Origin of the sequence: Alkalihalobacillus sp. TS-13 (genome assembly GCF_019720915.1) — a bacterium.
Taxonomy (GTDB): Bacteria; Bacillota; Bacilli; order Bacillales; family Fictibacillaceae; genus Pseudalkalibacillus.
Genome location: NZ_JAHKSI010000001.1, coordinates 725,437 through 745,578 on the forward strand (window position 1 = coordinate 725,437; position 20,142 = coordinate 745,578).

21 protein-coding genes and 1 other annotated feature are annotated in these 20,142 nt (G+C 41.4%); of the genes, 20 read left to right on the forward strand and 1 reads right to left on the reverse strand.

Annotated features, from left to right (window positions below):
- Positions 1-32 precede the first annotated feature (32 nt).
- From ftsZ to KOL94_RS03605, 4 genes are all read left to right on the forward strand, one after another.
- Entirely contained in the window at positions 33-1,205 is a 1,173-nt protein-coding gene (gene ftsZ / locus KOL94_RS03590) for a cell division protein FtsZ (protein WP_221564105.1), read from the forward strand.
- Between the two features lie 316 nt (positions 1,206-1,521).
- A complete protein-coding gene (gene ectA, locus KOL94_RS03595) occupies positions 1,522-2,031 on the forward strand; it encodes a diaminobutyrate acetyltransferase (RefSeq protein ID WP_221564106.1) in 510 nt (169 codons plus the stop codon).
- 50 nt (positions 2,032-2,081) lie between these two features.
- A complete protein-coding gene (gene ectB / locus KOL94_RS03600) occupies positions 2,082-3,365 on the forward strand; it encodes a diaminobutyrate--2-oxoglutarate transaminase (RefSeq protein WP_221564107.1) in 1,284 nt (427 codons plus the stop codon).
- A 29-nt stretch (positions 3,366-3,394) separates the two neighbouring features.
- On the forward strand, positions 3,395-3,781 hold the full coding sequence (locus tag KOL94_RS03605; protein ID WP_221564108.1) for an ectoine synthase: 387 nt from the start codon (positions 3,395-3,397) through the stop codon (positions 3,779-3,781).
- A gap of 324 nt (positions 3,782-4,105) precedes the next feature.
- Here the strand turns inward: KOL94_RS03605 and KOL94_RS03610 are convergent, their stop codons facing one another.
- Positions 4,106-4,282, reverse strand: a complete 177-nt coding sequence (locus KOL94_RS03610; protein WP_221564109.1) for a hypothetical protein — start codon at positions 4,280-4,282, stop codon at positions 4,106-4,108.
- 56 nt (positions 4,283-4,338) lie between these two features.
- On the opposite strand from KOL94_RS03610, the gene spoIIGA reads away from it, so the two are divergent.
- From spoIIGA to KOL94_RS03690, 16 genes are all read left to right on the forward strand, one after another.
- Entirely contained in the window at positions 4,339-5,262 is a 924-nt protein-coding gene (gene spoIIGA, locus KOL94_RS03615) for a sigma-E processing peptidase SpoIIGA (protein ID WP_221564110.1), read from the forward strand.
- A gap of 33 nt (positions 5,263-5,295) precedes the next feature.
- A complete protein-coding gene (gene sigE, locus KOL94_RS03620) occupies positions 5,296-6,015 on the forward strand; it encodes an RNA polymerase sporulation sigma factor SigE (protein ID WP_221564111.1) in 720 nt (239 codons plus the stop codon).
- Positions 6,016-6,220: 205 nt separating this feature from the next.
- Entirely contained in the window at positions 6,221-7,003 is a 783-nt protein-coding gene (gene sigG, locus KOL94_RS03625) for an RNA polymerase sporulation sigma factor SigG (protein ID WP_221564112.1), read from the forward strand.
- 389 nt (positions 7,004-7,392) lie between these two features.
- A complete protein-coding gene (locus KOL94_RS03630) occupies positions 7,393-7,680 on the forward strand; it encodes a YlmC/YmxH family sporulation protein (RefSeq protein ID WP_221564114.1) in 288 nt (95 codons plus the stop codon).
- 103 nt (positions 7,681-7,783) lie between these two features.
- Positions 7,784-8,608, forward strand: coding sequence for a peptidoglycan editing factor PgeF (gene pgeF / locus KOL94_RS03635; RefSeq protein WP_221564116.1), 825 nt, complete (start codon positions 7,784-7,786; stop codon positions 8,606-8,608).
- Positions 8,609-8,626: 18 nt separating this feature from the next.
- Positions 8,627-9,304, forward strand: coding sequence for a YggS family pyridoxal phosphate-dependent enzyme (locus KOL94_RS03640; RefSeq protein WP_221564118.1), 678 nt, complete (start codon positions 8,627-8,629; stop codon positions 9,302-9,304).
- A 12-nt stretch (positions 9,305-9,316) separates the two neighbouring features.
- Complete coding sequence (locus KOL94_RS03645; protein WP_221564120.1) at positions 9,317-9,745, forward strand: cell division protein SepF; 429 nt, start codon at positions 9,317-9,319, stop codon at positions 9,743-9,745.
- A gap of 25 nt (positions 9,746-9,770) precedes the next feature.
- Positions 9,771-10,025 (forward strand): YggT family protein, encoded by a 255-nt coding sequence (locus tag KOL94_RS03650; RefSeq protein ID WP_221564122.1) that lies wholly within the window; start codon positions 9,771-9,773, stop codon positions 10,023-10,025.
- A 9-nt stretch (positions 10,026-10,034) separates the two neighbouring features.
- Positions 10,035-10,814 (forward strand): YlmH family RNA-binding protein, encoded by a 780-nt coding sequence (locus tag KOL94_RS03655; protein ID WP_221564125.1) that lies wholly within the window; start codon positions 10,035-10,037, stop codon positions 10,812-10,814.
- A gap of 68 nt (positions 10,815-10,882) precedes the next feature.
- The gene (locus KOL94_RS03660) at positions 10,883-11,407 is read left to right on the forward strand and encodes a DivIVA domain-containing protein (RefSeq protein ID WP_221564127.1); all 525 of its coding nucleotides are present in this window, start codon (positions 10,883-10,885) and stop codon (positions 11,405-11,407) included.
- 42 nt (positions 11,408-11,449) lie between these two features.
- Positions 11,450-11,673 (forward strand) — a binding site (T-box leader).
- Positions 11,674-11,984: 311 nt separating this feature from the next.
- On the forward strand, positions 11,985-14,747 hold the full coding sequence (gene ileS / locus KOL94_RS03665) for an isoleucine--tRNA ligase (protein WP_221564129.1): 2,763 nt from the start codon (positions 11,985-11,987) through the stop codon (positions 14,745-14,747).
- 369 nt (positions 14,748-15,116) lie between these two features.
- On the forward strand, positions 15,117-15,794 hold the full coding sequence (locus KOL94_RS03670) for a TraR/DksA C4-type zinc finger protein (protein ID WP_221564132.1): 678 nt from the start codon (positions 15,117-15,119) through the stop codon (positions 15,792-15,794).
- 356 nt (positions 15,795-16,150) lie between these two features.
- On the forward strand, positions 16,151-16,612 hold the full coding sequence (lspA, locus tag KOL94_RS03675) for a signal peptidase II (RefSeq protein ID WP_221564134.1): 462 nt from the start codon (positions 16,151-16,153) through the stop codon (positions 16,610-16,612).
- A 2-nt stretch (positions 16,613-16,614) separates the two neighbouring features.
- Complete coding sequence (locus tag KOL94_RS03680; protein WP_221564136.1) at positions 16,615-17,526, forward strand: RluA family pseudouridine synthase; 912 nt, start codon at positions 16,615-16,617, stop codon at positions 17,524-17,526.
- A 269-nt stretch (positions 17,527-17,795) separates the two neighbouring features.
- Positions 17,796-18,335: a bifunctional pyr operon transcriptional regulator/uracil phosphoribosyltransferase PyrR gene (gene pyrR, locus KOL94_RS03685; RefSeq protein WP_221564138.1), complete on the forward strand. Its 540-nt coding sequence runs from the start codon at positions 17,796-17,798 to the stop codon at positions 18,333-18,335.
- A gap of 160 nt (positions 18,336-18,495) precedes the next feature.
- On the forward strand, positions 18,496-19,830 hold the full coding sequence (locus KOL94_RS03690; RefSeq protein ID WP_221564141.1) for a solute carrier family 23 protein: 1,335 nt from the start codon (positions 18,496-18,498) through the stop codon (positions 19,828-19,830).
- Positions 19,831-20,142: the final 312 nt, after the last annotated feature.

Consider the following 20,142-nt stretch of genomic DNA (forward strand, 5'->3'; position numbering starts at 1 on the left):
AAGAGAAAATCAGTAGATTAGGAGGATCGCAAATGCTAGAGTTTGATATGAATATGGATGGACTCGCAAAAATTAAAGTAATCGGTGTAGGCGGCGGTGGTAGTAACGCTGTCAACCGAATGATCGAAAACAACGTTCAAGGTGTTGAGTTCATAGCAGTCAACACGGATGCACAAGCCTTGAATCTTTCAAAAGCAGAAAAGAAAATGCAGATCGGTGCCAAGCTGACAAGAGGTCTAGGTGCGGGTGCTAATCCGGATATAGGTAAAAAAGCTGCAGAAGAAAGCAAAGAACAGATCGAAGAGGTCCTTCAGGGTGCGGACATGGTGTTCGTTACTGCTGGTATGGGTGGAGGAACAGGAACGGGTGCTGCCCCAGTCATTGCTGAAATCGCAAAGGAAATCGGAGCATTGACGGTTGGAGTCGTGACTCGTCCATTCACTTTTGAAGGTCGTAAGCGTTCAACCCACGCAGTAGGTGGGATCGAAACATTGAAGGAAAAAGTTGATACATTGATTGTAATCCCGAACGACCGATTATTGGAAATTGTCGATAAGAACACACCGATGCTTGAAGCATTCCGTGAAGCGGATAATGTACTTCGTCAAGGTGTACAAGGTATTTCTGACTTGATTGCGGTGCCTGGATTGATCAATCTGGACTTTGCAGATGTGAAAACGATCATGACATCTAAAGGATCTGCTTTGATGGGAATTGGCGTCGCAGCAGGGGAAAACCGTGCAACAGATGCGGCGAAAAAAGCGATTTCCAGTCCATTGTTGGAAACATCAATTGATGGAGCTAAAGGTGTTCTCATGAATATCACTGGTGGTTCGAACTTGAGCCTTTATGAAGTGAACGAAGCTGCAGATATCGTATCTTCTGCTTCAGATGAAGATGTGAACATGATTTTTGGTTCCGTCATTAATGAAGATTTGAAGGATGAAATTCTAGTAACGGTCATTGCGACAGGCTTTGACGATTCACAACCACAAGCGAAGCCACAGCAGCAACGACCGAAACAGACAATGACGAACCAACAGCCTACTAGTCAACCTTCTCCACAGAAACAAAGCAATCGTGAAGAAGGGCAACCTTCAAGACAACAAGAAGGTCAACGTAGTTCAAATTCAAACCCTCAGACGGATTTCAATGATACGTTGGATATCCCTGCATTCCTGAGAAATCGAAACCGTCGTCGCTAAATTCTTATGACAAGAAAGCTGTCTCCAATAATGGGGGCAGCTTTTTTAGATTCACAAATTTCGCTTTTAATGGTTTCACATTTTATACTTGTGGAATCCGGCCATACCAACTTCCTTTCTGTAAGAATGTCTGAAATATCTACCATTCTACAGGATAACTTTATATAGCACACCTTACTATCGCTCATGGCTATTCAGTGGTACTGACCGGTGTTATTAGCAAATAAAATGGTTTGATGATTATATCTGGTACTTATAATATAAGCACATGCCCGATTTTCAAATTAGTCAGAAAGGAGAATGATTTACGATCGATATGATCACTGAAACCGTTCAAACTTTAGATGAAATTATCTTTACGAAACCTGCATTAGAAGATGGGAAATTTATGTGGCAAATCGTCAAAGATACAAGTCTTGATCAAAACTCATCATATAAGTATATCATGATGAGTGAGTTCTTTTCCGAGACATGTGTCGTTGCAAAGATAAATGATCAAACAGTCGGATTCGTCACAGCGTTCATCCCGCCAGAGCAACCTGAGGTAGTATTCGTCTGGCAAATAGGCGTAGATCCTAATGAGAGAGGAAAAGGGATTGCATCGAAAATGCTTACAGAATTGATCAATCGACCGATTTGCAATGACGTTCGTTACCTGGAAGCTACAGTAACTCCATCTAATCAAGCTTCTAGATCGTTATTTGAAGGTTTTGCTCGTTATCAAAACACTGAGAGCGTAATAACAGAACGTTTCGCGGATGATCTCTTTCCTTCTGATGACCATGAATCGGAGCTTAATTTCCGAATCGGCCCTTTCAAACGATGACCATGAATCACAGCTAATACTTACCAAATGGAATCAAGGAGGAATGCAAGATGGACAATAATAGTGTAGATTTAAAACTTTTTGAGGAATTGGAATCTGAAGTTCGCAGCTATTGTAGAAGCTTTCCTGTTGTTTTCGATAAAGCAAAAGGATATAAATTGTGGGACGAAAACGGTAAAGAATACATTGATTTCTTTTCTGGGGCTGGTGCCTTGAATTACGGTCATAACGATGAAAAAATGAAATCGGCGTTGATCGAATACATTAGTGGAGATGGGATCACCCATTCTCTTGATATGGCTTCTATAGCCAAAAGGAATTTTATCCGGAAATTCAAAGATACCATATTAGAACCGAGAGATTATGATTATAAAATGATGTTCCCTGGCCCTACGGGGACCAATACAGTCGAAAGTGCTCTGAAATTAGCAAGGAAAGTAACTGGACGTACTGATATAATCAGTTTCACGAACGGATTTCATGGAATGACGATCGGTTCCTTGTCTGTAACCGGAAATGCGGTTAAACGGAAAGGGGCAGGAATCCCATTACAAAATACGGTGACAATGCCTTATGACAGCTTTGTGGATAATGGTACTGATAGCTTGGATTATTTGGAGCGATTCCTTGAGGATAATGGAAGCGGGGTGGAAACTCCTGCTGCAATGATTTTTGAAACTGTTCAAGGTGAAGGTGGAATCAATGCAGCCAGCTACGAATGGATGAAAAAGATTGAAGAGATCTGTAAGAAATGGGATATTCTATTGATCATTGATGATGTACAAGCAGGTGTAGGAAGGACAGGGACTTTCTTCAGCTTCGAGCCTGCTGGCATAAAGCCAGATATCGTGTGTATGTCAAAATCTCTAAGTGGATACGGTTTACCGCTTGCAATTACGCTGATTCGACCAGATCTCGATATTTGGACACCTGGTGAACATAACGGTACTTTCCGAGGGTTTAACCATGCATTCATAACTGCAACAGCTGCCCTTGATTATTGGAAAGATGAGACGTTCGAGAAAAAGATTCAAGAAAAAGCAAGGACGGTTCAAGAATTCCTTATCAACCTTACTGATAAATATCCTGAGATCGAAGGAGAAGTATGCGGAAGAGGATTGATGATCGGAATAGAAACGAAAAAAGAAACTCTCGCGGAGAAAATTGCTGCAGAAGCATTCAAACGTGGGTTGATTATGGAAACCTCTGGACCAAATGATGAAGTGTTTAAACTATTCCCACCGATCAATATTGATATGGAAGGATTGGAAAAAGGTTTTGAAATCATAGAAGCTAGTGTAAGACACCTTGTAAAAGAACCAGTACACAATTAATGTATAGATAGAGCAAAGGAGGCAGATTCATGAAAGTTGTCAAACTAGAAGATGTAATCAATTCTGAACATTCCATTGAGGGTGGAAACTGGGTAAGTAGAAGATTGATTTTGAAAGATGATAACATGGGCTATTCTGTTCATGATACAGTTATTAAAGCGGGTACTGAAACGCATATTTGGTATCAAAACCATTTGGAATCTGTTTATTGTATAGAAGGAGAAGGAGAAGTAGTGACCCTGAAAGATAATAAAGTGTGGCCGATTGAGAAGGACACCCTTTATGCCCTGGATGAAAATGACGAACATCTCCTTCGGGCAAAGACAGACATGAGGATGGTTTGTGTATTCAATCCTCCGATTACCGGTAAGGAAATACACGATGAAAATGGCGTCTATCCGGTATTAGAAAATTGATATCTTGAAAGTGGACACCCCTTGGACTAACTATCCATGGGGTGTTTTTATTTTACTTAAAGAATGTATAAATACGTTCTTCAGTTTATTGCCTTTGTATATTTAGATGGTAGACTTTTAAGTGAACTTTAACGGACACAGGAGACCTTAATTGTTCAATAGCAACCGATTTACAAAAATAACGGACACCAGGGACCTTATTTTGTGCAAAATCATAGAAATCAGCTGTTATATAGATAAATAGCATCTCTGATGTCCGTTAAAATCTCTAAAACCCGCTATATGTCATAAATAACGGCGCTGATGTCCGTTATGTCCGTTAACCTAAAACCGCTTGCTCGCTGTCCCCGCAGGAGTGTCGTGAATTTCGCTTAAAGGGATATTCTTTTCTACTATCATTAGTGCTGATAAGGCTTCTAGTTGGACTATAAATCCAACCGACAAAAACTCCTTAAATCTTTCAAAATTAATCGCTTGCCCCCCACATAAACCGACAGACAATTTTATCCCCCTTACGCTATACTAAGTGCACAGTTCTACAGAGAAAGGAGCACCCAATGGCAATTTATCTGGATGTCATTTGGTTTCTGAATTTCTGTATCGATTTTCTGCTTTTGTGGTTGACTTCGGTGATCCTTAAAAGGGAAGTCTCTAAGAAAAGGTTGGCCGTAGGTGCATTTTTAGGTTCTTTATATGTATTGTTTTTATTTTTAGACACCGCAATTATCTATCATCCAATCATCAAGCTTATCTATTCCGTCTTCATCATCATCACCACATTCGGTTACAAGCGCTTTGGTTATTTTGTACAAGGCTTATTCATGTTCTACTTTTCAACGTTCATTACAGGAGGTGGCATTTTAGGACTTCATTATTTTTTACAGACTGATGCAAAAATCGTGAACGGGGTTGTCAAGACACAATCGTCAGGGATGGGGGATCCCATCAGTTGGTTATTCGTCATTTTAATGGTTCCGATCATGCTATATTTCACAAAGAAAAGAGTCGATCATATCGAGGTCAGGAAACTTCGCTATGATCAAGTTATGAATTTCGAACTGAAAATAGACTCTCTAACCTTAAAAGGAGTCGGGCTCTTAGATAGCGGGAACCAGTTGCATGATCCAATATCGAAACAACCTGTCATGATACTGGATATGACTGTTTTTGCTGATCAGATACCGTCGGCAATCCTCCATCATGCAAAAAGCCTTGACTCGATAGGTGAATTGGTAGATGAACCGAATCCTTGGCAAGATCGAATGCGCATCATTCCTTATAGAGCTGTTGGAAGCGCAAATCAATTTCTTGCAGGATTCAAGGCAGATTCTATTGGTATATGGAATAATGGCGAAAAATATGAAACATCAAATGTCATTGTTGGACTATCCTTTACAAATATCTCGGGAGAAGGAGAGTATAACGCTATCCTTCATCCGAAGATGATATCGAATGCAAAAGTGACATCAACCGCATCGTAAAAATCGATTAATTAACCTGGGGGAGGATATTGAATGGGGAAGCTGAAACTGCGATTTACGTTGTTCTGGTACAAACTCTTGATCAAATTGGGTGTAAAGACGGAAGAAATCTACTACATAGGCGGAAACGAAGCCCTTCCATCACCCCTATCAAAAGATGAAGAAGCTTTATTACTGAAAAAGCTGCCAAAGGGTGACAAGGCAGCACGAGCAGTTTTGATTGAAAGGAATCTGCGTCTAGTCGTTTATATTGCGAGAAAATTTGAAAACACAGGGATCAACATAGAGGATCTTATCAGTATCGGTACAATCGGATTGATAAAAGCTGTGAATACATTCAATCCTGAAAAGAAGATCAAGCTCGCGACGTACGCTTCAAGATGCATCGAAAATGAGATATTAATGTACTTGCGACGTAATAACAAGACACGTTCTGAAGTATCATTTGATGAACCGTTGAATGTCGATTGGGATGGTAATGAATTATTGCTCTCTGATGTCTTGGGAACAGAGGAAGATATCATCACAAGGGACTTCGAAGCGAGTGTAGATCGGAAGTTGTTGGTCAAAGCTCTTTACACCTTGTCACCAAGAGAAAAGCAAATCATGGAATTAAGATTCGGTCTTGCGGGCGGAGAAGAGAAGACCCAGAAGGATGTAGCCGATTTGTTAGGAATATCGCAATCATATATATCCAGATTGGAGAAGCGTATCATAAAAAGACTGCAGAAAGAATTCAATAAGATGATGTGAAAATAAGAAAGAACTTATCGATGTCAACCGGTAAGTTCTTTTAATTTGGCTATAAAAATTCTCAAAAAAGGATAACCCTTGTTATGACAATCATTTTGTAGAGAAGACATCGAATTGCGGATCGATAATTTTTAAGCTTGTGCATAAATTTTCCTCCTCAGGAGATACTTTATTTTGACAGTAACTCCCAATTGGAGGGGAAGATATGACACGAAATAAGGTAGAAATTTGTGGAGTAGATACATCTAAGCTTCCAGTTTTGAAAAACCCTGAAATGAGAGTTTTATTCAAAGAAATGCAGAATGGAGATTTGTCAGCAAGAGAAAAACTTGTGAATGGGAATCTAAGGTTGGTCCTTAGTGTCATCCAACGATTCAACAATCGGGGTGAATATGTCGATGACTTATTTCAGGTCGGTTGTATCGGCTTGATGAAATCAATCGATAATTTCGATTTAGGTCAAAATGTCAAATTCTCAACCTATGCGGTACCGATGATCATCGGTGAAATTAGAAGGTACTTGCGCGACAACAATCCGATACGTGTTTCGCGGTCCTTGCGTGATATCGCTTATAAAGCTTTACAAGTCCGTGATAAGATCGTCAGTAAGGAATCCCGCGAGCCGAACCCGACGGAAATTGCCCGTGAACTTGGAGTTACAAAAGAAGAAGTCGTTTTTGCCCTCGATGCAATTCAAGATCCGGTTTCATTGTTTGAACCGATCTATAATGACGGTGGTGAACCGATCTATGTCATGGATCAGATCAGTGATGACAAACAAAAAGATTATCAGTGGATCGAGGAAATTGCACTGCGCGAAGCGATGACGAGATTGAATCAAAGAGAAAAGTTGATTTTGACGATGAGGTTTTTCCAGGGTAAAACCCAAATGGAAGTAGCGGACGAAATTGGAATTTCTCAAGCACAAGTTTCTCGTCTGGAAAAAGCAGCAATCAACCAAATGAACAAAAGCATCCAAAGTAGTTGAATAGCAAGTGAAGCCGACCAGATACAAGTCGGCTTCTTTTTTTGTTCATTTTATATCCACTTGTCATATATTTTATAGAGAAGCGTTGTTTGTACGACATTACTCTGTATATACAAAGGTATTCTTGCAGGAAAAAATACTTGCTTTATCGAGGAACGATTCTGTATTTACTAGAGCTTCGCAGAAAATTTTTTTAAGTGAAATTTACTCCTGCGGGAAAAGCGAGCCAAGCAAGACCCCACAGCGATCACCTAATAACCATCCTGTGCCTAAGCGAGGAGGCTTGCGGATCGCCCGCGGAAAGGGAGTGAATTTCGCAGAAATCACCAATTAAGACCAATTTAAGAATGACAAAGCCAAATAAAAAACATAAGTCAGGGGAGATTATAATGATAAAAATTTCCGAGTTCCAGGTCAAGGATGTTGTCAATGTATCGAATGGACGAAAGCTTGGTCATATAGCGGACCTGGAGATCAATCTGACTTCCGGAAAAATCGAAGCGATCGTTATCCCGGGGGCAGGGAGGATGATGGGGTTCATGCGTAAAGAAAATGATATCATCATACCGTGGAGAGATATTGTCAAAATTGGAAAAGATGTAATTCTAGTCAGGTTCGAAGACCAATCAGGCAATGAATTGGCTCCTCACGGCTTCCAACATTCTTCGAAGAATTAAATGAATAACGTATTCTCCAACTATTCAACAACTTGTGATAAAATAAAAAGAGCTTATCATGATATCGACAGCAATACACACGATAATTGTTGGAGGGTAAACAATGTCGGATCCTTTTACACATGGACATGAGATGTATTACAAAATTAAAGAACTGCAGGATTCTACCAATAATATGGTGACGGCAGGATTTTCAACAAGGTATGGCGGAGTAAGTCAAAAACCGTTTCGATCTTTGAATCTAGGCCTGCACGTAAAGGATATCGATCACAACGTCATCGATAACAGAAGGCGCTTGGCGGAATCTATCGATACTCAGTTGGACCAGTGGGTGTTTGCTGACCAGGTCCATGGAAGCGACATTTGCAAAGTTGAACAAACTGACAAGGGCAAGGGTTCAAAATCCCTTGAATCGGGAATCATAGGGATGGATGGATTATATACGAGGGAAAGAGGCCTTGTCCTTGCATTAGCCTATGCAGATTGTGTACCGATATTTTTCTTGTCAGAAGAATCCCATATAGTTGGTATTGCACATGCCGGGTGGAAAGGCTCAGTGAGAGGGATTGCTGCTAGGATGGTTGATACATGGGTTACCAACGAAGAGGTAGCTGTCGATTCGATCCATGTCTTTGTAGGACCGTCTATACAGGAATGTTGTTATGAGGTTGACCAGCGTGTCATTTCTCAAGTTGATGACTCTTTAGATGATGAGGACCCCAGACCTTATACTGCGAAGGGAAATTCAAAGTACCAATTGAATCTTCAACGATTGAATAAACAGCTTCTTATGAGAGCTGGAGTTCCGGAAAAGAATGTTCATTTGACGAAACTTTGTACAAGCTGCAACGTAGACCGATTTTTTTCACATCGAAAAGAGAATGGAGCAACTGGAAGAATGTTAGGTTTCATCATGTTGGAGCAATAGGAGGTGCGCAAAGTACGATTGGCTATTTCATATAACTTACAAGTGATCAAAGACGACATAGCAGAAGCTTGCCAGAGAACAAATAGAGATCCTAAAAAGGTATCTATTATTGCAGTGACGAAATATGTCAGTGTCGAAACGACTCAAAAAGCGGTTGAAGCTGGAATCATACATCTTGGTGAGAATCGAGATGAAGGCTTTTTACATAAATATGAACACGTCAGTGGAAATGTCCAATGGCATTTCATAGGTACGCTACAATCCCGTAAAGTCAAATCGATTATTGATCAGGTCGATTATATCCACTCGTTAGACCGAATGTCACTGGCGAAGGAAATCAACAAGAGAGCTAACCGGAAGATTAAATGTTTTGCCCAGGTGAATGTTTCAGGGGAAGAGTCGAAGCATGGTTTGGATCCCGAAGAAGTTGTTGCATTCATCAAAAATGTTGCGAAATATGAAAATATTGAAGTAGTAGGATTAATGACGATGGCTCCATTCATATCTGATGAAGAAAGGCTGCGGAATATTTTTCGTACGATGCGGGTTCTGAAAGAAGAAGTACAAGCATCAGGTCTTTCACACGCACCTTGCACTGAGCTATCCATGGGAATGTCAAATGACTTTAAGATTGCCGTAGAAGAAGGCGCTACCTTTGTACGTATAGGTACATCGCTAGTTGGAAAAGAATTTTGAGGAGGGCTCTCCATGGGAATTAAATCAAGGTTGAAGAATTTTTTTGCATTTGATGAAGATATATATGAAGAAGAAGTTTACGAGGTTGAACAATCTGAAGGTGATGAGGTTGAACCGATGAGTCGCTCGCGTCGAGATCAGAAAAGCCAGAATATCGTCAGTTTACAAAGTGTTCAACAGCAAGTGAAAGTGGTACTGATTGAACCGAGGACATACTCGGAGGCACAAGAAATCGCAGATCAGTTAAAAAACAGAAGAGCAGTTGTGATGAATCTACAAAGAATTCCCCTCGATCAGGCTAAACGCATCGTCGATTTTCTCAGTGGCACGGTATATGCCATTGGTGGAGATATACAGAAGCTCGGTCCAAACACATTCATGTGTACACCGGATAATGTAGACGTTTCAGGTGCAATATCTGAAATGACTGGGGAAGAATAGAAGCTTAAAAGGGTGGTAATAGAGAATGCTAGAAGATATCCTAATATTTGCAATTGGAGCTTACCGATGGTTGATCATCATTTATATTTTCATGTCCTGGGTGCCGAACGCGAGAGAATCATCATTCGGTCAATTTTTAGGATCGATATGTGAACCGTTTCTCTCCCAATTCAGAAAAATCATCCCACCACTTGGTATGATTGATTTATCCCCGATTGCAGCATTGTTTGCGCTTTTCTTCGCTGAAATCGGTGTCCGTGCATTATTCGATTACCTGTAGGTGTCAGAAATGTCGATATATGATCATTTCAGACCAGAAGAACAGCCTTTCATAGATCAAGTGTTGGAATGGCGAAAAGTCGTACTTGACCAATACCGGGTCAAGGCCACGGATTTCCTGGATCCACGAGAGCAGCATATTTTAAAATCCATTCTTGGATCAAATGATGAAGTCCATTTTCAAATTTGGAAGGGGTACCAAGGCATTGAACGTTCAAGAGCCTTGTTGTACCCCATTTATTATGAACCTCAAGACGAAGAGTTTGAAATAGAATGTCTTGAAGCGCCTTATCCATCAAAATTCGTTACATTACATCATTCAGATGTTCTCGGGGCTTTAATGAGCCTTGGCCTGAAACGGAAGAAGTTCGGGGATATTTTGATGGGGGAATCTAAATTCCAACTCATCATCGCCAGTGAGGTTGCTGATTATGTCCGTTTGAATTTCAATTCGGTAGGGAAGACATCTGTAAATGCCAAAGCCATTTCAACTGAAAAATTGCTCGGTAAACTTGATGAATGGAATACAGTATCGAGTACGGTAAGTTCGTTAAGGTTGGATGTTGTATTGTCGGAAGTATTTCGTCTATCACGGTCAAAGGCAATCCCTTACATAACGAACAAAAAGGTAAAGCTGAATTGGAAAATCGTCGAACAACCTTCAAGCATTTTAGAGGAAGGTGATCATCTTTCTGTGAGAGGTTTAGGCCGAGCGAAACTCATTTCTGTGGATGGTATGAGCAAAAAAGGAAAGTGGAAAGTAACATTTGGTACAAAAAATTCCAAATAAGAGAAGGATTTGTCATTGAATATGTCGAAAATGAAAGAAAGTAAAGACATCGATACGGGGGTGGCGTTATGCCTTTAACACCATTGGATATTCATAATAAAGAGTTTAATCGTGGATTTCGAGGATATGATGAGGATGAAGTAAACGAATTTTTAGATCAGGTTATCAAAGATTATGAAGGGGTCATTCGTGAAAAGAAAGACCTGCAGGAACAGTTAGCGAAAATGGAAGAGAAGCTTTCCTATTTTACGAACATTGAAGAAACATTGAATAAGTCAATCGTTGTTGCACAAGAAACGGGGGAGGAAGTAAAGCGCAATGCAAATAAAGAAGCCCGTTTGATTGTAAAAGAAGCAGAGAAGAATGCTGATAGAATCATTAATGAAGCATTGTCCAAGTCGAGAAAAATAATGCTCGATATTGAAGAATTGAAGAAGCAATCTTCTGTTTATCGCACCCGGTTCCGTATGCTGATCGAAGCACAGCTGGAAATGTTGAAAAACGAAGATTGGGATCATCTGATGCCTCCTGAAGACGAGAATGAGCAGCATCAACTTGAGGACTCAGAGTCAGAAAAAGCAAACATAACTTGACGAAGTAATTTTAAATTCGGTATACTTTGATGACAGGAGTATATTCCTACTGAGATGGGGACAGTACGATCAGTTATCTTTCTAAGCGAATCGGGAATGGTGCGAGCTCGATAAAGAGTCTGTGAGGAAAATCACCCCGGAGTTTCCGTGCTGAATTTCAGTAAGCACTGGCGTTTCATTCACGTTAAGGATGCTGAGTGGCTGGTATGAACAATGTACATACAGCTATTAGGGTGGTACCGCGAGTCAACCTTCTCGTCCCTATCTGGGATGAGAAGGTTTTTTTATACTTAATGAAAGTATAAAAACTTTCTTCAGTATAAGTGCAACTGTGGCTCAGCCTTCGCTAAGGCTTGGCTTTGCCAAGTTTTCTTGATACTTATGAGAGTATCAACTATTTTCTTCACTTAAAATGAACGCTTGCTCAGTGATGGAGAGGTGGAATTTTAAGAAGTTACATGACCCTATTAAGAAAAGGCTTTGTTAATCTTCTTTATTGATTGAAATTCGAAGAAATCAACATAATTCTTTAACAAAGCCTAAGAAAAAAGAACCTTTTGAAAGGCAGGCTGGATACATGAATTACAAAGATACGTTATTAATGCCAAAAACTGATTTCCCGATGCGGGGCGGTCTTCCGAACAAGGAACCGAACATCCAGGAGTCCTGGGAAGAACAGAAGATTTATGAAAAAGTGCTGGAGAAAACGAAAGATCAGCCCAAATTCATTTTGCACGACGGCCCTCCATATGCTAACGATAATATTCATCTCGGGCACGCAGAAAATAAAATCCTGAAAGATATCATCGTACGATACAAATCAATGAACGGTTTCAACGCACCATATGTCCCAGGTTGGGATACACATGGACTACCGATCGAAACTGCACTTGCTAAGAAAAAGAAAGTGGACCGTAAGAAACATACGATTGCTGAATTCCGCAAAATGTGTGCGGAATATGCACTTGAGCAGGTTGAATTGCAAAAGGCACAGTTTAAACGTCTTGGGGTGCGCGGCGATTGGAATAATCCATATATCACGTTGAATAAAGAATATGAAGCTGAACAAATCAAAGTCTTTGGGGAAATGGCAAACAGAGGCTTGATCTATAAAGGGAAAAAACCAGTCTACTGGTCCCCTTCATCTGAATCAGCTTTTGCGGAAGCAGAGATCGAGTATAGGGATAAACGTTCCCCTTCCATTTATGTCGGATTTAAAATCAAGGACGGTAAAGGTGTTGTCGATGAGGATGTATCTGTCATCATCTGGACGACTACCCCTTGGACGATTCCTGCTAACCTGGGTATTGCCGTTCATCCGGATTACAATTATGTTGTCGTTGAAACCGGCGGTGAAAAATATCTCGTCGCAGAAGATCTACTTGACGAATTGGCAGAGGTATTGGAATGGGAGTCTCCAAATGTTTTGAAGCAGTTCAAAGGAACGCAGCTTGACCAGGTTGTTGCGCAGCATCCTTTTTATGACCGAGATTCGTTGTTGATGCTGAGTGACCACGTTACCACCGAATCTGGTACTGGGTGTGTCCATACAGCACCAGGGCACGGGGAAGATGACTTTAAAGTCGGAAAACGTTATGGTATCGGCATCCTTTGCCCTGTCGATGATAAAGGAGTCATGACTGAAGAAGCACCAGGCTTTGAGGGAATGTTCTACGATGATGCCAATAAACCGATTACAGAGAAGTTACAGGATTCTGGAGCATTACTGAAATTGGAATTCATCACACACTCCTATCCACATGACTGGAGAACGAAGAAACCGATCATTTTCAGAGTGACAGATCAGTGGTTTGCTTCTATTGATAAAATCAAGGACCAGATCCTTTCAGAAATCAAGGACGTCAAATGGTATCCTCATTGGGGAGAAACAAGACTTCACAATATGGTGAAGGATCGTGATGACTGGTGTATCTCGCGTCAAAGAGCGTGGGGAGTACCGATTCCGGTCTTTTATGGTGAAGACGGCGAACCGATCATTACTCCAGAAACCATCGAACATGTTTCCGACTTATTCCGCGAACATGGTTCTAATGTGTGGTTCGAATGGGATGCGAAGGATCTTCTTCCTGAAGGCTTCGAATCAGAGCATAGTCCGAATGATGAATTCACGAAAGAGACGGATATCATGGATGTCTGGTTCGATTCAGGCTCTTCCCATCAAAGTGTTTTGAATGAACGTGCTGAATTACAACGTCCTGCTGATGTATACCTTGAAGGTACAGACCAATATAGAGGTTGGTTCAATTCTTCCTTATCAACAAGCGTTGCCGTCACAGGAAAATCACCATACAAAACCATCATCACGCATGGTTTCGTACTCGATGGTGAAGGTAAAAAAATGAGTAAATCTCTCGGGAATGTCATCGATCCGATGAAAGTTATGAAGCAGCTTGGAGCGGACATCATCCGTCTTTGGGTTTCTTCAGTCGATTACCAAGCAGACGTACGTGTTTCGGATGATATCCTTAAACAAGTTTCAGAAGTTTATCGTAAAATCCGTAATACACTCCGTTTTATGCTCGGAAACTTGAATGGATTCGATCCAGCGAAGCATCGTGTAGCATATGAAGATATGAACGAGCTTGATCAATACATGCTGGTCAAAATGAATCAGCTGGTAGAACGAGTGAAGAATGCATATGATGACTATCAATTCTCATCAGTATATAATGCGATCCATAACTTCTGTACGATCGAATTAAGCTCCTTCTATCTTGACCTGGCGAAGGATACATTGTATATCGAATCTGAAGATGATCATAAACGTCGTTCAATGCAGACTGTCTTGTATGACAGTGTTGTCGCTCTTACACAACTTGTTACGCCGATCATTCCTCATACAGCTGATGAAGTGTGGCAGTATATCCCGGGTGAAAAGGAAGAAAGCGTTCAGCTGACGATGATTCCTGAAGCCAACAAATATCCGAATGCAGATGATCTTTTAAAGAAATGGGATCAAATGCTGGATATCCGAGATGAAGTATTGAAAGCATTAGAAAATGCACGTAACAAAAAAGAAATCGGTAAATCACTTGCAGCATCCATCGAGCTTTATCCGACTGCAAAAGCAAAAGAGCTATTGGACAATGCAGGTGAACTGGATAAATTCTTCATCGTATCACATGCAGCTGTAGCAGGAAATAAAGAACAAGCTCCAGAACATGCTGATGTATATGATCTGGTAGGGGTTGTTGTAAAAGCAGCGGAAGGAGAAACTTGTGAACGCTGTTGGACAGTGACACCGACTCTCGGTCAAAATGAAGACCATCCTGCCCTTTGTGCACGCTGTGCCACTGTGGTGTCAGAGAATTATCAATAAAGAGAATTGAAGGCCTGCTCTTATTCAAAATCAGAGCAGGCTTTTTTATTGGTATAATCACTCCTTATACGCGGATGATCCACAAGTTTAAGTGTATTCTAAGAATCCTTTTCTGAGTGCTTGATCTTTGTTTCTTTCTCACCATCGCACCCTCCTAAGTGCTTGACCTTATTTTCTTTCTCACTATCGGTAGCCTCAGAACCCGTAAAAGTCTCCATGAATGCTCCATAAGACACTTAGAACGCAAAAATTCGGTTATAAGTGCTCCATGAAGGCTATATTAACCACCGTTTAATGCAAACTTCCTGTTGTAAAATGCAAGACTCTGGTCAAACTATAATTACTATGCAATAGGAAGGAAGTTTCGTCATGAAATATGAACACCTGAAAAGACAACTCGAACAAAGGAAACAAGAGATAATGCATGAATTTGATCAGAATGACCATTACGGTTTGAATCGTGGCTTTGCCAGTGATACTTCATCAGGCGAGCTTTCTCAATATGACAACCACCCAGCTGACTCGGGTACAGAACTTTTTGAGCGTGAAAAAGACATCGCAATGAACGGGCATCTAAAGGAAGAACTGTCGGATATCGAGTACTCATTGAATCAGATGGAAGAAGGGACATATGGAATTTGTGAAGTGACTGGAAAAGAGATCCCCATGGAAAGACTAGAAGCACTTCCTACTGCACGGACAGTTAAGGAAGCTTCGCCCAACCAGGAGATATCCAATGACAGACCGGTTGAAGAAGAGGCACTTACTGAGATGGAAGACAAGTATTATTCAGAGCATGATGACAATGAATTCAATCAGCCAAACGTTTATTACGAAGTCGCCTCCTTCAACGAGAATAGCATGACTTACGAAGGCTCCTCAATTGTAGATGAAGAAGACAATACCGAGTATGTGGAAGAATATGAACAATTCGTTTCAACAGACATCGAAGGCTACAGAGGTGCCGATAATGTGAATTTTGAACGGAATGTAGAATACGATGAATTCATGGACGAACAGAATCAATTAGAGGATGAACAGCCTTAAGCTGAAGGCTGTTCATTTTTTCAATGGCTTTTTTAGTAAAGATTGTTGTTTTTCACTATTTCGTTGGAAGGCGCGGAAATATACTTGCTTTCCACGGGCAATCCGCAAGCCTCCTTGCTTGTTCCTGGCTGTGGGGTCTTGCCTGGCTCGCTATTCCCGCAGGAGTCTCGTATATTTCCACTGCTTACAGGTATCATCACATCTATATCCACTGATAGCGTTAATAAGTAACAATCTTTTATTAAACAGTCTTTTCAATCCTCAAATGCTGAAGGTTGACATGTTGAAGAAATCTCGTTGTGAAAGCACCTTCGATATGCTAAAATTTAACGGGTAGAAACGAAGGTGGGGTAAACATGCGCTATTATGCTTTAGCGATTTTTGTATTGATAGTTGATCAAATTACGAAATGGCTCATTGTCACAAGGATGGAGTTGGGGGAACAAATTACGATCATCAACGAGTTCTTCTATCTGCATTCACATCGGAACCGGGGGGCAGCTTTCGGTATATTACAAGGACAGATGTGGCTCTTTATCATCGTCACAATCATCGTCATCATAGCTGTAATCTATTATCTACATACTGAAGCAAAAGGTAATGTTTTGTTAAGTACATCATTAGGTCTTATTCTTGGAGGCGCGATTGGTAATTTCCTCGATCGTCTAATTCGAGGGGAAGTCGTAGATTTTCTCGACTTTTACATCATCAACTATGATTTTCCGATTTTTAATATTGCGGATTCCTCGCTTGTGATCGGTGTCGGAATGATTGCGTTTGCCTTTTTACTGGAAAGCAGAACACAGAAGGAGAATTGAACATGGAGCAAGTTCATATAAAGGTGACTGAAGATAATAAACGTGAACGGGTAGATAAAATCATTTCTACTGAACATGAAGATACATCACGGTCACAAGTACAGCAATGGATCAAAGAAAATCGGGTGAAAGTGAATGGGGAATCGGTCAAAGCGAATTATAAATGCCAAGATGGTGATGAAATCGTCATCGACATTCCTGAACCAGTTGAGCTTGAAGTCGTACCTGAGGAAATGCCGCTTGATATCGTTTATGAAGATGAAGACTTGCTTGTCGTCAACAAACCAAGAGGTATGGTCGTGCACCCGGCTCCTGGACACTTGACAGGTACTCTCGTGAACGGTCTGATGGCTCACTGCAAAGATCTTTCAGGTATAAACGGCGTTCTCCGCCCTGGCATCGTACACCGGATTGATAAAGATACTTCAGGTCTATTGGTTGTCGCAAAAAATGATTCGGCTCATAAACATTTAGGCGCTCAGATGAAAGCAAAAACGACAACTCGTAAATATGAAACAATCGTGCATGGCGTCATCCCTCATAACAAAGGGACGATTGATGCCCCAATCGGGAGAGATAAGCATGATCGGCAAAAAATGACAGTAACGGATACGAACAGCAAGGACGCTGTTACACATTTCAATGTACTTGAACGATTCAGCCGTTATACGTTTGTGGAATGTATTTTAGAAACTGGACGGACCCATCAAATCCGTGTCCATATGAATTATATCGATTTTCCTGTTGCTGGGGACCCGAAATACGGACCGAAGAAGACGCTTCCGATCGATGGCCAGGCTTTGCATGCGAAAACGTTGGGCTTCGTTCATCCAAGGACTGAAGAGAATATGGAGTTCACATCTGAACTGCCAGATGACATGCAGAAGCTTTTGGACGAACTTCGTCGAAATTAAGCTTGACAGGATGAGGACGCTTTGAGATAATCAGTTCAACAATGAAATAAGAACCTTTAAGATCAGTCCCGTGAGGCTGAGAAGGTAAACGGTTAGGTATCAGGAGAAAAGTGTCTTCTGGATGCTTTCAGGTACAACTATACCCTCTCACCCATTACGGTGAGAGGTTTTTTTATACTCAAAGAAAGTATAAGTACAACTATGACTCATGCAGAAATACAGCTAACCTTACCGGGTCATTAGGTTCACGAAAACAGGGGGGTGTGGGAATGGAGCAAACCGTACTGCTCGATCAACAAGCGATCAAACGAGCTCTAACGCGAATTGCCCATGAGATTTTAGAACGGAACAAAGGAATAGAAAATCTTGTCCTTGTCGGTATCAAGACGAGAGGCGTTTACCTGGCTGAAAGGCTGGGTGAACGGATTGAACAAATCGAAGGTGAGAAGGTAAGTAAAGGGGAAATCGACATCACCTTGTACCGGGATGATCTTACAAAAAAGACAGACAATGACGAACCGATGTTAAAAGGAACTGATATCCCGATAGATGTCACCAATAAAACAGTGATTTTAGTCGACGATGTCTTGTATACAGGCCGTACAGTAAGAGCGGCGATGGATGCGCTCATGGATTTGGGGAGACCGTCCCAAATACAGCTTGCTGTCTTAATTGACCGTGGACACCGTGAACTCCCAATCCGTCCAGATTATGTCGGCAAAAATGTACCAACATCAAAAGAAGAAATCATCAGTGTAGATTTGACAGAAGTCGATGAAGTAGAGCAAGTTATCATACAAAAAAACTGATATGGCCCTTTTTAAGTCAGTCCCGTGAGGCTGGCAAAGGGGAATGAAATGACCGGAAAAGACAACGGGAGAACTGTACCTTGCTCCGCATTTCATCCAACCTCTTTGCGCCTGCAGAGAGGTTTTTTTATGGGCCTCATACCATGAGGAGGATGTAAAAATGAAACAGAAAGAATCTGTTGGAATTCGAGAAATACCGAAGCCAGGTAAATGGCTGACATTTAGCATACAGCATTTGTTCGCGATGTTCGGAGCGACGATCCTGGTCCCATTCTTAGTAGGGTTGAGTCCTTCAGTTGCCCTCATTTCAAGCGGACTGGGTACGTTGGCGTATCTGATCATAACGAAAGGCCAGATTCCTGCCTATCTCGGCTCATCATTCGCTTTCATCATGCCGATCCTTTTAGCGAAGTCTCTCGGAGGATTAGAAGCAGTCATGGTCGGCAGTTTCTTAGCTGGTCTTGTTTATGGAATCGTTGCATTGTTGATCCGCAGCCTGGGTATCAAGTGGCTGCTGCAGATCTTTCCCCCGATTGTGGTAGGTCCTGTCATCATCGTTATAGGACTAGGTCTTGCAACGACTGCGATTGATATGGCGATGTACGTTCCTGGATCTGATCCGAAAGAGTACAGCCTGATCCATTTTTCAGCAGCGCTTGTCACACTTGGAATAACGATTATAACCGCGGTTTTTCTGAGAGGATTCTTCAGTCTGATTCCTGTACTGGTAGGAATTATCGGCGGTTATGCATACTCATACTTCATCGGATTGATCGATCTTGCACCAGTGCGTGAAGCTCAATGGATTCAAATGCCTGACTTGATGGTACCATTCGTAACATACACACCATCCTTCTCCTGGCAGATCGCACTGATCATGGTACCAATCGCAGCAGTGACGATCACAGAGCATATCGGGGATCAGATGGTCCTTAGTAAAGTCGTCGGGAAAAACTTTATCGAAAAACCCGGTCTTCATCGTTCAATCCTGGGTGATGGCGTGGCGACGATGATTGCTTCATTTTTAGGTGGACCTCCAAATACAACATACGGAGAAAACATTGGCGTTCTAGCGATCACAAGAGTATTCAGTGTATTTGTAGTAGGAGGAGCGGCGGTCCTGGCAATCATGTTCGGATTCGTCGGGAAAATTTCAGCCTTGATCGGAACTATCCCCACACCTGTCATGGGAGGCGTCTCTATCCTATTATTCGGTATCATCGCATCATCAGGATTGAGAATGCTGATCGATAACAATGTAGATCTTGGGGATAAACGGAATCTTGTCATTTCCTCTGTCATACTCGTCCTCGGTGTTGGAGGAGCAACCATTGAAGTGACAGAAGAGTTCCAGATCGCAAGCATGGCATTAGCTACAATAACAGGAATCATCCTGAACCTGGTCATACCGGGAAGGGATAAAGATGTTCATAACTCTAAGATTTTCTCTGATATCAATGAAACCAAGACAACTCAAAATGACTCTGTAGCATGAGAATGACCATCTTTTAAACTTAGTCCTGTGAGACTCAAAAGGGTGGATGTGAGGGAATGCTCCTTAGTGTAAAAGACACTTGGGGCACCCTTCCAACACGCCTTTTACAAAGAAGAAGGCGTGTTTTTTAAAAATATGGCTTTGATAAATCCTAAAGTTTTTTACTGAAAATTTTTCGGGCGAAATTCATGACACTCCTACGGGAAAACGAGCCAGGCAAGACCCCGCAGCTTCAAAAAGCGAGGAGACTTGCGGATCGCTCTGAAAAGGGAGTGAATTTCGTAAAAAATTGACAAAAAGCCAAAATATAAA

Bases quoted from the DNA above. Each gene is read 5' to 3' on its own strand.
- KOL94_RS03660 (WP_221564127.1), top strand. From the start codon at position 10,883: ATGCCTTTAACACCATTGGATATTCATAATAAAGAGTTTAATCGTGGA.
- sigE (WP_221564111.1), top strand. From the start codon at position 5,296: ATGGGGAAGCTGAAACTGCGATTTACGTTGTTCTGGTACAAACTCTTG.
- KOL94_RS03645 (WP_221564120.1), top strand. From the start codon at position 9,317: ATGGGAATTAAATCAAGGTTGAAGAATTTTTTTGCATTTGATGAAGAT.
- KOL94_RS03655 (WP_221564125.1), top strand. From the start codon at position 10,035: ATGTCGATATATGATCATTTCAGACCAGAAGAACAGCCTTTCATAGAT.
- KOL94_RS03670 (WP_221564132.1), top strand. From the start codon at position 15,117: ATGAAATATGAACACCTGAAAAGACAACTCGAACAAAGGAAACAAGAG.
- KOL94_RS03680 (WP_221564136.1), top strand. From the start codon at position 16,615: ATGGAGCAAGTTCATATAAAGGTGACTGAAGATAATAAACGTGAACGG.
- spoIIGA (WP_221564110.1), top strand. From the start codon at position 4,339: ATGGCAATTTATCTGGATGTCATTTGGTTTCTGAATTTCTGTATCGAT.
- KOL94_RS03630 (WP_221564114.1), top strand. From the start codon at position 7,393: ATGATAAAAATTTCCGAGTTCCAGGTCAAGGATGTTGTCAATGTATCG.
- lspA (WP_221564134.1), top strand. From the start codon at position 16,151: ATGCGCTATTATGCTTTAGCGATTTTTGTATTGATAGTTGATCAAATT.
- KOL94_RS03605 (WP_221564108.1), top strand. From the start codon at position 3,395: ATGAAAGTTGTCAAACTAGAAGATGTAATCAATTCTGAACATTCCATT.
- ileS (WP_221564129.1), top strand. From the start codon at position 11,985: ATGAATTACAAAGATACGTTATTAATGCCAAAAACTGATTTCCCGATG.
- pyrR (WP_221564138.1), top strand. From the start codon at position 17,796: ATGGAGCAAACCGTACTGCTCGATCAACAAGCGATCAAACGAGCTCTA.
- pgeF (WP_221564116.1), top strand. From the start codon at position 7,784: ATGTCGGATCCTTTTACACATGGACATGAGATGTATTACAAAATTAAA.
- ectA (WP_221564106.1), top strand. From the start codon at position 1,522: ATGATCACTGAAACCGTTCAAACTTTAGATGAAATTATCTTTACGAAA.
- ectB (WP_221564107.1), top strand. From the start codon at position 2,082: ATGGACAATAATAGTGTAGATTTAAAACTTTTTGAGGAATTGGAATCT.
- KOL94_RS03690 (WP_221564141.1), top strand. From the start codon at position 18,496: ATGAAACAGAAAGAATCTGTTGGAATTCGAGAAATACCGAAGCCAGGT.
- sigG (WP_221564112.1), top strand. From the start codon at position 6,221: ATGACACGAAATAAGGTAGAAATTTGTGGAGTAGATACATCTAAGCTT.
- ftsZ (WP_221564105.1), top strand. From the start codon at position 33: ATGCTAGAGTTTGATATGAATATGGATGGACTCGCAAAAATTAAAGTA.
- KOL94_RS03650 (WP_221564122.1), top strand. From the start codon at position 9,771: ATGCTAGAAGATATCCTAATATTTGCAATTGGAGCTTACCGATGGTTG.